This is a genomic window from Pantoea sp. 22096, from assembly GCF_052045955.1.
In the GTDB taxonomy this organism is placed as follows: Bacteria; Pseudomonadota; Gammaproteobacteria; order Enterobacterales; family Enterobacteriaceae; genus Pantoea; species Pantoea alfalfae.
This window is the reverse complement of record NZ_JBQEPW010000001.1, coordinates 749,071-762,592: the sequence shown is the minus strand read 5'-3', so window position 1 is coordinate 762,592 and position 13,522 is coordinate 749,071. Positions and strand designations below refer to the sequence as shown.

Here is a 13,522-nt window from a genome sequence, read left to right as displayed (position 1 = left end):
CACAGACCCGGACACGCTTAAATGTTTACGGAGTCCTCGATGTCAAGACGTCTCAGAAGAACCAAAATCGTAACAACCCTCGGCCCGGCTACCGATCGTGATAATAACCTCGAAAAAATCATCGCTGCCGGTGCGAATGTTGTACGACTCAACTTCTCTCACGGCACCGCAGAAGACCATCAGCTACGTGCCGATAAAGTGCGTGAGATTGCCGCAAAGCTGGGCCGCCACGTGGCTATTCTTGGTGACCTCCAGGGTCCAAAAATTCGTGTTTCGACCTTCAAAGAAGGCAAAGTTTTCCTGAATATTGGCGACCGTTTTCTGCTGGATGCGAGCCTGGGTAAAGGCGAAGGCGATAAAGAGCGCGTCGGTATCGACTACAAAGGTCTGCCTGAAGATGTGGTGCCGGGCGATATCCTGCTGCTGGATGATGGTCGCGTGCAGCTGAAGGTGCTGGAAGTTCAGGATACGAAAGTCTTCACCGAGGTCACCGTGGGTGGCCCGCTGTCGAACAACAAAGGCATTAACAAGCTGGGTGGCGGCCTGTCAGCTGAAGCGCTGACCGAAAAAGACAAGGCAGACATCATCACCGCCGCTAAGATCCGCGTCGATTATCTGGCTGTCTCTTTCCCACGCTGTGGCGAAGATATGAACCTGGCGCGTCGTCTGGCGCGTGAAGCGGGTTGTGACGCTAAGCTGGTCGCTAAAGTGGAACGTGCCGAAGCGGTCGCCAGTCAGGAAGCGATGGATGACATCATTCTGGCCTCAGACGTGGTGATGGTTGCGCGTGGCGACCTGGGCGTTGAGATTGGCGATCCGGAACTGGTCGGCATTCAGAAAGCATTGATTCGTCGTGCCCGTCAGCTTAACCGCACCATCATTACGGCGACGCAGATGATGGAGTCGATGATCACGAACCCGATGCCAACTCGCGCAGAAGTGATGGACGTGGCTAACGCCGTACTGGATGGCACCGATGCTGTGATGCTCTCTGCGGAAACCGCAGCGGGTCAGTATCCGGCGGAAACCGTCTCAGCGATGGCGAAGGTCTGCCTGGGCGCGGAGAAAATCCCGAGCGTCAACGTCTCCAAGCACCGTCTGGATGTGCAGTTCGACAACGTCGAAGAAGCGATCGCCATGTCTTCCATGTACGCCGCAAACCATCTGCAGGGCGTCACCGCGATCATCACCATGACCGAGTCGGGCCGTACTCCACTGATGACCTCACGTATCACGTCGGGCCTGCCGATTTTTGCGATGTCGCGCCATGAGCGCACGCTGAATCTTACCGCGCTCTATCGCGGTGTGACGCCGGTGTTCTTCGACAGTAACAACGACGGTGTCGCGGCCGCACACGACGCGGTTAATCTGCTGCGCGATAAAGGTTTCCTGGTTTCCGGCGATCTGGTCATCGTGACGCAGGGTGATGTAATGGGCGCCACCGGCACCACCAATACGACTCGTGTGCTGCGCGTGGATTAATTGCGCCCGCGTTGACATTGTCGGTGTAGAATCAACGACGCGACTGCCTGGCAGTCGCGTTTTTCTTTTCTGACAAGGAGGCAAGATGCCCCGTTTCCAGCCCATCAGCCAGCTTACAGGCCGAATTTTACTTTTTCCTCTGGCGTTAGTGCTGTTCGAGTTTGCGACCTATATCGCTCACGACATGATTCAGCCCGGCATGCTGATCGTCACCAGCGAGTTTTCTGTTGGCCCGGAATGGGTTTCTACGTCGCTGACCGCTTACCTGATTGGTGGCGTGGTGCTGCAATGGCTGCTGGGTCCACTCTCCGATAAGTTTGGCCGGCGACCCGTGATGCTGTCCGGCATTCTGTTTTTTGCCGTCGCCTGTATGCTCACGCACTGGGTCAGTTCGATTGAAGAATTTGTCAGCCTGCGCTTTATTCAGGGCATCAGTCTCTGCTTTATTGGCGCAGTCGGCTATGCCGCGATTCAGGAAGCCTTTGATGAGGCGCTGGCGGTGCGCATGATGGCGCTGATGGCCAACGTCGCGCTGATGGCTCCGCTGGCAGGCCCATTGGCCGGTGCCGCCTGGCTCACCGTGGGCAGCTGGCGCAGTATGTTCTGGCTGTTTGCCGCCTGCAGCCTCGTTGCGTTTGTGGTGTTGTGGCGTGTGATGCCCGAAACCGCCGGCGATCGCAGTCACTCCATTGCCCTGCCCAATCTGGCGCGCAACTATGGCCGACTAATGAAAGACCGTCTGGTGATGTTCGGATCTTTTGCTATCGGACTGGTGTTTATTCCGATCCTCACCTGGGTTGCTCTGTCGCCGGTGATCCTGATGCATGACGAAGGTCTTTCTCGCATGCAGTATGCCCTGCTGCAATTGCCGGTGTTTCTGGCGATGATCGCCGGTAACCTGACGCTGAGTAAGCTGGCCGGACGCGTGCCGATTGAACAGCCGGTGAAGTTCGCCGCCTGGCCGATTCTGATTGGTCTGAGCCTGGCGTTGGTGGCAAGCCTGCTCAACAGTCACGGTTATCTGCTGATTACGGCTGGCCTGAGTCTCTACGCTTTTGGTGCGGGAATGGTGAATGCCGGACTCTATCGCCTGACGCTCTACGCCAGCGATGAAGGCAAAGGCAGCGTGGCGGCCATGCTGGGGATGATTAGCATTCTGACGCTGGCGGTGGGGATTGAGCTGGCGAAAAGTGGCTACTTCAGCGGCGGCACGTTGTGGTTCTGTCTGATCAACTTTATCAGTGGCGTGTTATGGTTTGGTCTCGTCACCCTGTTTATGCGCGAGCGTAAACGTCGCAGCAGGCTGGAAGCGTTATAAACAGGCAGCCCACCAGCCACAGGTTTGCCCTGAGCAGGCAGCTTAGAAGCTCAAAGCGACGGGCGCATACTGCTGTAGCCAATGATTAAGAAATAAGAAAAGGCCGCTTTCGCGGCCTTACTGCTATTTACGTGGATAAAGCTCTTTGCGCGAATAGGGTTCGATGTCACCCTCTTTACGGGTCTTCAGCAGCTTGAGGATCCACGTGTACTGCTCTGGATGCGGGCGAACAAACACTTCCACCTCTTCATTCATCCGGCGAGCCAGCTGGTGATCGTCTGCCTCCAGCAGGTCATCCATCGGCGGACGCACATAAATCTCAAGCTTATGCGTTTCACTGTTATAAACCGGGAACAACGGCACCACGCGGGCACGACACACCTTCATCAGCCGGCCTACCGCAGGCAACGTCGCCTTATAGGTAGCGAAGAAATCGACAAATTCGCTGTGCTCTGCACCGTGATCCTGATCGGGCAGATAGTAGCCCCAGTAACCCTGACGTACTGAACTGATAAACGGCTTAATCCCGTCATTGCGGGCATGCATCCGGCCGCCATAGCGGCGACGGGCCGTATTCCAGGCATAGTCCAGCAGCGGGTCGCTCTGGTTGTGGAACATGGCCGCCATCTTCTGGCCTTCTGACGCCAGCAGCATGGCGGGAATATCCACCGCCCAGCCGTGTGGCACCAGGAAAATCACATTCTGCTGCTCAGCTTTCATCTGGTCGATGATTTCACGACCATGCCACTCAACGCGCTGCCGGATGCGCGCAGGATCGCGCAGCACCAGCTCGGTCATCATTGTCATCGCCTGCGGCGCTGTCGCAAACATCTCATCGACCAGCGTGGCGCGCTGCGCTTCACTGAGTTCCGGCAGGCAATAATAGAGATTAATCAGCGCGCGGCGACGTGCGCCCTTTGCCAGCTTACCGGCAAACCGGCCTAACCGGCCCAGCAGCGGATCGCGCACTTTCGGCGGTAAATAAGCCAGACCCGCCAGCGCACCTATTGCCAGCCAGCTGCCCCAGTACTTAGGTTTGAGAAAAGAACGTTCAAAAACGGGAATAAATTCAATGTTATTTTTTTTACGGGTTTCCATGCACTCGCCTCAAGCAATGACCGGCTTATGATAGTGACGACCTGAAAATTTGCAATCATCCTGCGCCAGATAGCAAAAAACCGACGGAGAAGCCGTCGGTTTTTGCGCGATTTGACGAAATTCGCTTACTTCAGACCCAGCTGGGGCAGCCAGGATTTAACCTGTGCCATGTAATCGCTGCGATCTTTGCCGGTCAGACCTTCCATGCGCGGCAGCTTCGCCGTTAATGGGTTAACCGCCTGGTTATTGATCCAGATTTCGAAATGCAGATGCGGGCCAGTGGAGCGTCCGGTGTTGCCAGACAGTCCGATGCGGTCGCCGCGTTTCACTTTCTGACCTGGTTTCACCAGCACTTTCTTCATGTGCATATAGCGCGTCATATACTGACGGCCATGGCGGATAGCGACGTAGTTACCCGCGGCTCCGCCGTTCTTCGCTACCACAATCTCACCATCACCGACTGCCAGCACCGGCGTACCGATTGGCAGCGCAAAGTCGACGCCTTTGTGCGGCGCAATGCGGCCGGTTACCGGGTTAAGACGACGCGGATTAAAGTTGGAAGAGACACGATACTGCTTAACCGTCGGGAAGCGCATAAAGCCGCGTGCCAGACCCGAGCCGCTGCGATCGTAGAACTTGCCATCTTCCGCGCGGAATGCGTAATAATCTTTACCGCCGCTGCGCAGGCGCACGCCCAGCAACTGACTCTGCGCACTCTTACCATCCAGCATTTCGCGTGACATCAGCACGCTGAACTGGTCACCGGCACGCAGCTTACGGAAGTCCATCTGCCACTGCATCGCTTTGATCACCGCGCTGGCTTCGGCACTGCTCAGTCCTGCACGCTGGGCGCTGGCGGCAAAACTGCCACGCACTTCGCCCTGCATTACGCTGTTGCGCCATTCGCCCTTCTGCATCTCCGCATCCATCTTAAAGCCACCCGCTGGGGTGCGCTCATAGGTGCGGGTTTCACGGCGGGAAATTTCCCAGCTCAGGGTTTTCAGGCCGCCATCATCATCCAGCGTCCAGCTAAGCTGCTGACCGACCTGCAGATTACGCAGATCGCGATCGCTCACCACCAGCGCATTAATGTCACCGATGTCGATGCCATACTGATTAAGGGCACTGCTCAGGGTATCGCCAGATGACACGGTGTAGTCATGCACCCCTGCCGTTTCGGGCGCGTCGGTGTCGACATCATCCGCAGGCAGCTCTTCGTCCGGTTCCGGTGTGCTTTGATCGATCGGCTCACTGGCTTCCGGCAACAGCGTGCGAAGCGTGTTCTTATCCAGTTCAATGTTCTTAACGATGGGCGTCACATCATCCGTGGGATGATAAACGTAGGGCCGCCAGACAGCGACGGCCAGAGTGACTACAGTTAAAGAACCCAGCATTACGCGGTGGGGGCGCGGCAAATTATTAAATGCGAGGGCGACAGAGCGGGCTATCTGCTGCACTTTTACCTATTCCTCATGCTCCATTCAGGCAGCTTTCATACTGGCTCGACAGTTGTGAGAGGAATTTCACATAGCTGTCTTTGGCTAAGCTGATGTCCGTGCCCAGGGGATCAAGCGTGCCTTTACGCACCTGTGTTCCGCGGGAGACAGCATCGATGACTGCTGGCCTGAATTGTGGCTCAGCAAAGACGCAGACCGCCTTTTGCTCAACCAACTGTGTTCGTATCTGGTGTAAACGCTGAGCGCCCGGTTGAATTTCAGGATTGACGGTAAAATGCCCGGCGGGCGAGAGACCGTAGTGCTTTTCAAAGTACGTGTAAGCGTCGTGAAAAACGAAATATCCTTTATTTCTGACCGGAGCAAGTTGTGCGCTGACGCGTTTGTCCGTGTCCGCCAAAGCTACCTCAAACTGCTGGAGGTTGGCGTCAAGTTTGGCTTTATCTTGCGGCATAAGTTCCAATAATTTTCCATGGATTGCAACCGCGGTTTTGCGCGCAATCTCTGGCGACAACCACAGGTGCATATTAAACTCGCCGTGATGGTGATGATGGGCTTCAGCATCCTGATCTTCGGATTTTTCCGCTGCATGTTCATCTTCATCTTCACCACCACTAATCAATAACGGTTTTACCCCGTCGATGTTCACCATCGCGAGGTTTTTTTGAGCCGGAAGTTCAGCCGCAGACTTTGCCATAAAGGCTTCCATTTCTGGCCCGACCCAGACAACTAAGTCCGCGTTTTTTAAGCGTTTTGCATCAGATGGCCGCAGGGCATAATCGTGTTCGGACGCGCCGTCTGGCAGCAGCACCTCGACCGGTGTAACGCCATCAGCAATAGCTGCGGCGATAAAACCTACCGGTTTGAGTGAAGCCACGACATTCGCCTGGGCAGGAAGGGTTAACAAAGCTGAAACAGATAAAGCAGTCAGGGCGAAAATTGTGCCCTTTTTATTATGTAACATATTGCGTCATTCCATCGTGACCATGAGGTGGAATGTGATATTATAACATTCGAAATTCTGTGCAACCTGTAAATACTATGACCTCACTTGTCACACTCGATAACGTTTCCATAAAATTTAACCAGCGCAATGTGTTATCAGGCGTCAGCCTGGCGTTGCAGCCTGGCCGCATCCTGACCCTGCTGGGTCCCAACGGTGCCGGAAAATCTACGCTGGTGCGTGTGGTGCTTGGCCTGCTCGCCCCTACAACCGGTTCGGTTCAGCGTGATCCTGCTCTGCGTATCGGCTACGTGCCACAGAAGCTCCACATCGATCCTACCCTGCCGGTCACGGTTGAGCGCTTTATGCGTCTGACCCGTGGCAGCAAACACGCGGAGATTATGCCGGCACTGAAACGAGTGCAGGCGGGCCATCTGCTCAACTCTCCGCTGCAGAAGCTGTCCGGCGGTGAAACTCAGCGTGTGTTGCTGGCGCGCGCCCTTCTGAACCAGCCTCAGTTGCTGGTGCTGGATGAACCGACGCAGGGAGTGGACGTGAACGGTCAGGTTGCCCTGTATGACCTGATCAATCAGTTACGTGTGGAACTGAACTGCGGTGTGCTGATGGTTTCCCACGATCTGCATCTGGTGATGGCAAAAACCGACGAAGTGTTGTGCCTCAACCACCATATCTGCTGTTCCGGCACGCCGGAAGCCGTCTCGCAGCATCCCGAATTTATCGCGATGTTTGGCCCGCGTGGCGCGCAGGAGCTGGCGATCTACCGTCATCATCATAATCATCGTCACGACCTTCAGGGACGTATCGTTTTACGCAAAGGACAGGGTTCATCATGATTGAGTTGTTATTACCGGGCTGGATAGGCGGTGTGATGTTAGCGCTGGCTGCCGGTCCGCTGGGTTCGTTCGTCGTCTGGCGTAAGATGTCCTACTTTGGCGATACCCTGGCGCACGCGTCTCTGCTCGGCGTAGCCTTTGGCCTGCTGCTGAACGTGAACCCCTACTATGCGGTGATTCTGGTGACGGTCTGCCTGGCACTGGGACTGGTCTGGCTGGAGCGTCGTCCGCATCTGGCTATCGATACCCTGCTGGGCATTATGGCGCACAGCGCGCTGTCGCTGGGCCTGGTCGTCGTCAGCCTGATGAAGAATGTGCGCGTCGATCTGATGGCGTATCTGTTTGGCGATCTGCTGGCGGTGACGCCAGACGATCTCTGGATGATGGGTGGCGGCGTGGTGATTGTGCTGCTGGTGATGGCGTGGCAGTGGCGGTCGCTGCTGTCCATGACCATCAGCCCGGAACTGGCGCAGGTCGATGGCGTCAACATCCAGCGTACCCGGCTGATTCTTATGCTGGTCACGGCGCTGACGATTGGCGTGGCGATGAAGTTTGTGGGTGCGCTGATCATCACCTCACTGCTGATTATTCCGGCTGCTACCGCACGCCGTTTTGTGCGCTCGCCGGAAGGCATGGCGGCCGTCGCGGTGGTCATCGGCGTGATCGCCGTCACTGGCGGTCTGACCTTCTCGGCGTTTTACGACACGCCTGCCGGGCCGTCAGTGGTGCTCTGTGCCGCCATCCTGTTTATCTTCAGCATGGTGCGCAAACCGGCTGTGTAATTACTCTTCGCGCGTAATGCCGAAGTGACGATAAGCATGCTGCGTGGCCAGACGGCCACGCGGTGTGCGCTGAATGAAGCCCTGCTGAATCAGGAAGGGTTCAATCACATCTTCGATGGTTTCACGCTCTTCACCAATCGCCGCAGCCAGGTTATCCAGCCCTACCGGCCCACCCATAAACTTGTCGATGATCGCCAGCAGCAGTTTACGGTCCATATAATCGAACCCTTCGCTGTCGACGTTAAGCATATCCAGCGCACTGCAGGAGACCTCACCGCTCATATCACCATTCGCCCGAACTTCAGCGAAGTCACGTACCCGGCGCAGCAGGCGATTAGCGATACGCGGGGTGCCGCGTGCACGACGAGCAATCTCTAATGCCCCTTCGTCACTCAGCGCCAGTCCCAGACAGGCGGCACTGCGTCCTACGATGTGCTGCAGATCTTTAACCTGATAAAACTCCAGACGCTGCACAATGCCAAAACGATCACGCAGCGGCGAGGTCAGCGAGCCTGCACGCGTGGTGGCACCAATCAGGGTGAACGGCGGCAGATCGAGCTTGATCGAACGCGCCGCCGGGCCTTCACCGATCATGATATCGAGCTGATAATCTTCCATTGCCGGATAGAGCACTTCTTCCACCACCGGTGACAGGCGATGGATCTCATCGATAAACAGCACGTCATGGGGTTCAAGGTTGGTCAGCATCGCCGCCAGATCGCCCGCCTTCTCCAGCACCGGACCCGATGTGGTACGCAGGTTCACGCCCATCTCGTTGGCCACAATGTTCGCCAGCGTGGTTTTCCCCAGACCTGGCGGACCGAAGATCAGCAGATGATCCAGCGCATCGCCACGCAGCTGGGCGGCTTTGATGAAAATCTCCATCTGCTCACGCACCTGTGGCTGACCGACATACTCGGTCAGCATCTTCGGGCGAATGGCGCGGTCGATTATCTCTTCTTCGTTAATGCTGGCAGCGGAGACCAGGCGGTCGGCTTCTATCATGACTTACCTCAAATGGCGGCGCGGAGCGCTTCACGGATCAGGGTTTCACAATCCGCATCCGGTCGACCGACTTTACTGATCATACGGCTCGCTTCCTGCGGTTTATAACCCAGTGATACCAGTGCTGCAACCGCTTCAGATTCCGCATCGTTGGTTTCCGGCTCGGCGCTCGGCGTGGTGAGCGTAAAGGCCGAATCGCCGCCAAACAGGTCGCCGTGCATCCCTTTGAAGCGGTCCTTCATCTCGACTACCAGACGCTCAGCGGTCTTTTTACCTACGCCAGGCAGTTTCACCAGTGACGCGATCTCTTCTTTCTCAACAGCGGTCACAAATTGCTGCGCCGACATGCCGGAGAGGATCGCCAGCGCCAGCTTGGGTCCGACGCCATTCACTTTTATCAGCTCACGAAACAGCGCGCGCTCCTGCTTGCTGTTAAAACCAAACAGCAGCTGAGCATCTTCACGCACGACAAAGTGGGTAAAAATAACCGCTTCGTGCTGAAGTTCAGGCAACTCATAAAAACAGGTCATGGGCATGTAAATTTCATAGCCGACGCCGTGTGCCTCAAGCAGCACCAGTGGCGGCTGCTTTTCCAGAATGTTGCCCCGTAAACGACCTATCACCTGAATGCTTCCTTAACTAACGAATGTGGCGGATTTTATAACATAAAAAAGGCTGGATGAATATCCAGCCTGAGTGTCTGTTCTGTGCCATGCCCTAACCTGAGCGCAACCGTCCGCGCGTCAGCACCAGCTTGCTGTCACTCATGCGAGCGGCGTTCTGCGCCACATGACAGTGAGTAATGGCTATCGCCAGCGCATCGGCAGCATCCGCCTGCGGGTTTGCTGGCAGCTTCAGCAGGGTTCGCACCATATGCTGCACCTGACTTTTCTCGGCGCTACCGATGCCAACTACAGTCTGTTTTACCTGACGGGCAGCATACTCAAACACGGGCAGATCGTGGTTTACCGCAGCAACAATCGCGGCACCGCGCGCCTGGCCGAGCTTCAGCGCGGAGTCTGCATTCTTCGCCATAAACACCTGTTCAATGGCGAAGAAATCGGGTGAAAACTGCGTGATGATTTCACAGACGCCCGCATAAATCAGCTTCAGGCGGGCGGGCAATTCGGTGGTATTGGTGCGGATACAGCCGCTGCCCAGATACGTGAGCTGGCGGCCGGTCTGACGAATAACACCATAACCGGTGATGCGTGAGCCGGGATCGATACCCAGAATAATCGACATTACGCCTCTCCGGTTAACAGGGTGACAACCGCCATTACAGCGTTTCCGCCACCTCGTCGGAGATCTCACCGTTGTGATAAACCTCCTGCACATCATCGCAATCTTCCAGCATGTCGATCAGACGCAGCAGTTTTGGTGCGGTTTCTGCATCCATTTCCGCTTTGGTGGTCGGGATCATTGCCACTTCTGCGGTATCCGCTTTCAGGCCAGCGGCTTCCAGTGCATCACGCACGGTGCCCATCTCTTCCCATGCGGTAAAGACATCAATCGCGCCGTCGTCATAGGTGACGATGTCTTCGCCGCCCGCTTCCAGTGCGGCTTCCATCACCGCGTCTTCATCCTGACCTGGCGCGAAGGAGATCACACCTTTTTTGTTGAACAGGTACGCCACGGAACCGTCGGTGCCCAGGTTGCCGCCTGTTTTGGTGAAGGCGTGACGCACTTCGCCTACGGTACGGTTACGGTTATCACTCAGGCATTCAATCATGATGGCTGAGCCGCCAGGACCGTAACCTTCATAAATGATGGTCTCCATGTTGGCGTTGTCATCGCCGCCCACCCCGCGCGCGATGGCGCGATCCATGGTGTCACGGGTCATGTTGTTGGCCAGCGCTTTATCCATCGCTGCACGCAGACGCGGGTTGGAACCCGGATCGCCACCACCCAGCTTGGCCGCCGTCACCAGTTCACGAATGATTTTGGTAAAAATTTTGCCGCGCTTGGCATCCTGCGCCGCCTTACGGTGTTTGGTATTTGCCCACTTACTGTGTCCTGCCATGTTAAATATTCTCCGATCTTTTACAGGGTGCAGACTCTCCTGGCTGCGAGCTTATTTACCGTCGGTGCTCAGCCAGGTAAGTGACAACCTGACGGCCCTGAGAGGCGAGCGTTACGCGTTATCCTCACGTATCTGTGTACGCAGGGGATTCGCGCTGACGGTGAACAATTTCGTGGCGAGGATGACGCCTGACTGTTCAATAGGTTGGTGTAGTCCTGTTAAAACTCACCAGATTCATAAAATTTAATCTATCCGCCGCCGGAATACCGGGCGATGGCGAGCATTCAGATAAATTCTTCAATTGCCTGGCGATTACTCCATGATCGGGTTAATGCTGCAGCGTCAGCGGGTGCCAGCCAGCAAAACGCCAGATGCTCGGTCAGCGTGATATTACGCTCTTCCGGCAATTGCAGGCGAAACCAGTGCTCGTGATTATGGGTAACATCCGGCGCATAGCGATGGCGGAAATGGGGGAAGATTTCAAAATCAATCTGACGCTGACAATCCTCTATTTCCAGCTGCTCAGCCAGCACGTTAATGCCGACCTCTTCATGCACCTCACGACACGCGGTTGTCAGCGGTGACTCTCCCGCTTCCAGGCTGCCGGTCACCGACTGCCAGAACGTGGGATCGTCACGCCGCTGCAGCATCAGCACCCGGCCAGTATCGCGCGCCGAAATGACGACCAGCACTGAAACCGGGTGTTTATAGCCCATTATTTATTCTCAGGCTTTTCTTTTTTAACCACCTGGATGCCAAGCTCCAGCAGAGAAGCCGGGTTCGCTTCGCTTGGCGCTTCGGTCATCATGCAGGCTGCCGCCGTGGTTTTCGGGAACGCGATAACGTCACGAATGTTGTCGGTGCCGGTCAGCAGCATGGTCAGGCGATCCAGACCAAAAGCCAGGCCTGCATGCGGTGGTGTACCGAACTTCAGCGCATCCAGCAGGAAGCCAAACTTCTCGCGCTGCTCATGCTCTTCAATACCCAGAATGCTGAACACCGTCTGCTGCATTTTGCCGTTGTGGATACGCACTGAACCGCCGCCAACTTCATAACCGTTGATCACCATGTCATAAGCATTCGCCACGGCACGGGTCGGATCGGCTGCCAGTTCTTCTGCGCTCATCTCTTTTGGTGCAGTGAACGGATGGTGCATGGCGGCCAGACCGCCTTCCTCGTCCTCTTCGAACATCGGGAAGTCGATCACCCACAGCGGTGCCCAGGCGTTCTCATCGGTGATGTTCAGCTCGCGGCCCACTTTCAGGCGAAGCGCACCCAGTGCGTCAGCGACCACTTTGGCGCGGTCAGCACCAAAGAAGATAATGTCGCCATCCTGCGCGCCGGTACGGCTCAGAATGCCTTCAACGATCTCTGCATTCAGGAACTTGGCAACCGGACTCTGCACGCCTTCCAGGCCATCTGCACGGACGTTAACCTTCATCCACGCCAGCCCTTTCGCGCCGTAAATCTCCACGAATTTGCCATATTCATCAATCTGCTTACGGCTCAGCTGCGCACCCGTCGGTACACGCAGCGCGGCAACACGGCCTTTTTCGTCGTTAGCCGGGCCAGAGAAGACCTGGAACTCCACGTTTTTCAGCAGGTTGCCAACGTCCACCAGCTCCATCGGGTTACGCAGATCCGGCTTATCGGAACCGTAGCGATGCATCGCTTCCGCAAAGGTCATCTGCGGGAACGCACCGAGATCTATGCCCTGCACGTCCTGCCACAGATTGCGGATTAAACGCTCCATGATTTCGCGCACCTGTGGCGCAGTCATAAAGGAGGTTTCTACGTCGATCTGGGTAAACTCTGGCTGACGATCGGCACGTAAATCTTCATCGCGGAAGCATTTTACGATCTGATAGTAGCGGTCAAAGCCGGACATCATCAGCAGCTGTTTGAACAGCTGTGGTGACTGCGGCAGCGCATAGAATTTGCCTTTGTGAACCCGGCTTGGCACCAGATAGTCGCGCGCGCCTTCTGGCGTCGCCTTGGTCAGCATCGGGGTTTCGATATCCAGGAACCCTTCGTCATCCATAAAGCGACGGACAAAGCTGGTGATTTTTGCGCGGGTTTTCAAACGCGTCACCATCTCAGGGCGACGCAGATCCAGGTAGCGGTATTTCAGGCGCGCTTCTTCGCTGTTGGTCTGATTGGAGTCCAGCGGCAGTGGCTCAGAGCGGTTGATAATGGTCAGCGCTTGGGCAAATACTTCGACTTCGCCGGTCGCCATGTCGCTGTTTTTGTTCTTCTCATCGCGTGCGCGCACAGTACCGGTGATCTGGATGCAGAATTCGTTACGCAGTTCAGAAGCCAGCTTAAATGCGTCCTGACGATCGGGATCAAAAAATACCTGCACGATGCCTTCACGGTCGCGCATGTCGATAAAAATCAAACTGCCCAGATCGCGACGGCGGTTTACCCAGCCGCAAAGCGTGACTTGCTGACCCACATGAGACAGATTGAGCTGTCCGCAATATTCTGTACGCATAACACTATCCTTTTAACTTCGCCGCTGCAGCTGACAGCATCCGGCCGCGTTACCTGATGCGATGCTGTC

The 13,522-nt window shown here is 56.0% G+C and carries 13 protein-coding genes; 4 read left to right on the top strand and 9 right to left on the bottom strand.

Features of this window, described 5'->3' with window-relative positions; translation table 11 throughout:
• Positions 1 to 39: 39 nt before the first annotated feature.
• Positions 40 to 1,482 carry a pyruvate kinase gene (pyk, locus tag ACTJKZ_RS03395; RefSeq protein ID WP_161733116.1) on the top strand — a complete coding sequence of 481 codons (1,443 nt, stop codon included), beginning with the start codon at positions 40 to 42 and terminating at the stop codon, positions 1,480 to 1,482.
• A gap of 85 nt (positions 1,483 to 1,567) precedes the next feature.
• On the top strand, positions 1,568 to 2,800 hold the full coding sequence (locus ACTJKZ_RS03390; RefSeq protein ID WP_161733118.1) for an MFS transporter: 1,233 nt from the start codon (positions 1,568 to 1,570) through the stop codon (positions 2,798 to 2,800).
• 123 nt (positions 2,801 to 2,923) lie between these two features.
• On the opposite strand, the gene lpxM is transcribed toward ACTJKZ_RS03390, so the two are convergent.
• The 3 genes from lpxM to znuA all read right to left on the bottom strand — a co-directional run bounded on the left by lpxM (position 2,924) and on the right by znuA (position 6,316).
• Positions 2,924 to 3,898, bottom strand: coding sequence for a lauroyl-Kdo(2)-lipid IV(A) myristoyltransferase (lpxM, locus tag ACTJKZ_RS03385; RefSeq protein ID WP_222925376.1), 975 nt, complete (start codon positions 3,896 to 3,898; stop codon positions 2,924 to 2,926).
• A gap of 125 nt (positions 3,899 to 4,023) precedes the next feature.
• On the bottom strand, positions 4,024 to 5,355 hold the full coding sequence (gene mepM / locus ACTJKZ_RS03380) for a murein DD-endopeptidase MepM (RefSeq protein WP_161733122.1): 1,332 nt from the start codon (positions 5,353 to 5,355) through the stop codon (positions 4,024 to 4,026).
• A gap of 13 nt (positions 5,356 to 5,368) precedes the next feature.
• Positions 5,369 to 6,316, bottom strand: a complete 948-nt coding sequence (gene znuA, locus ACTJKZ_RS03375; protein WP_095707041.1) for a zinc ABC transporter substrate-binding protein ZnuA — start codon at positions 6,314 to 6,316, stop codon at positions 5,369 to 5,371.
• Positions 6,317 to 6,393: 77 nt separating this feature from the next.
• Here znuA and znuC point away from each other — a divergent pair, with 77 nt between their 5' ends.
• Complete coding sequence (znuC, locus tag ACTJKZ_RS03370) at positions 6,394 to 7,149, top strand: zinc ABC transporter ATP-binding protein ZnuC (RefSeq protein WP_013358168.1); 756 nt, start codon at positions 6,394 to 6,396, stop codon at positions 7,147 to 7,149.
• Positions 7,146 to 7,931, top strand: coding sequence for a zinc ABC transporter permease subunit ZnuB (znuB, locus tag ACTJKZ_RS03365; RefSeq protein WP_098050283.1), 786 nt, complete (start codon positions 7,146 to 7,148; stop codon positions 7,929 to 7,931). The genes znuC and znuB overlap by 4 nt, the downstream gene beginning before the upstream one ends.
• On the opposite strand, the gene ruvB is transcribed toward znuB, so the two are convergent.
• From ruvB to aspS, 6 genes are all read right to left on the bottom strand, one after another.
• Entirely contained in the window at positions 7,932 to 8,936 is a 1,005-nt protein-coding gene (ruvB, locus tag ACTJKZ_RS03360) for a Holliday junction branch migration DNA helicase RuvB (protein ID WP_013358170.1), read from the bottom strand.
• Between the two features lie 8 nt (positions 8,937 to 8,944).
• Complete coding sequence (gene ruvA / locus ACTJKZ_RS03355) at positions 8,945 to 9,559, bottom strand: Holliday junction branch migration protein RuvA (RefSeq protein ID WP_003849207.1); 615 nt, start codon at positions 9,557 to 9,559, stop codon at positions 8,945 to 8,947.
• Between the two features lie 94 nt (positions 9,560 to 9,653).
• Entirely contained in the window at positions 9,654 to 10,181 is a 528-nt protein-coding gene (ruvC, locus tag ACTJKZ_RS03350; protein ID WP_003849205.1) for a crossover junction endodeoxyribonuclease RuvC, read from the bottom strand.
• 34 nt (positions 10,182 to 10,215) lie between these two features.
• Entirely contained in the window at positions 10,216 to 10,959 is a 744-nt protein-coding gene (locus tag ACTJKZ_RS03345; protein WP_033732924.1) for a YebC/PmpR family DNA-binding transcriptional regulator, read from the bottom strand.
• 284 nt (positions 10,960 to 11,243) lie between these two features.
• A complete protein-coding gene (nudB, locus tag ACTJKZ_RS03340; protein WP_440829219.1) occupies positions 11,244 to 11,675 on the bottom strand; it encodes a dihydroneopterin triphosphate diphosphatase in 432 nt (143 codons plus the stop codon).
• On the bottom strand, positions 11,675 to 13,453 hold the full coding sequence (aspS, locus tag ACTJKZ_RS03335) for an aspartate--tRNA ligase (RefSeq protein ID WP_440829218.1): 1,779 nt from the start codon (positions 13,451 to 13,453) through the stop codon (positions 11,675 to 11,677). Before aspS ends, nudB begins: the two co-directional genes overlap by 1 nt.
• Positions 13,454 to 13,522 lie beyond the last annotated feature (69 nt).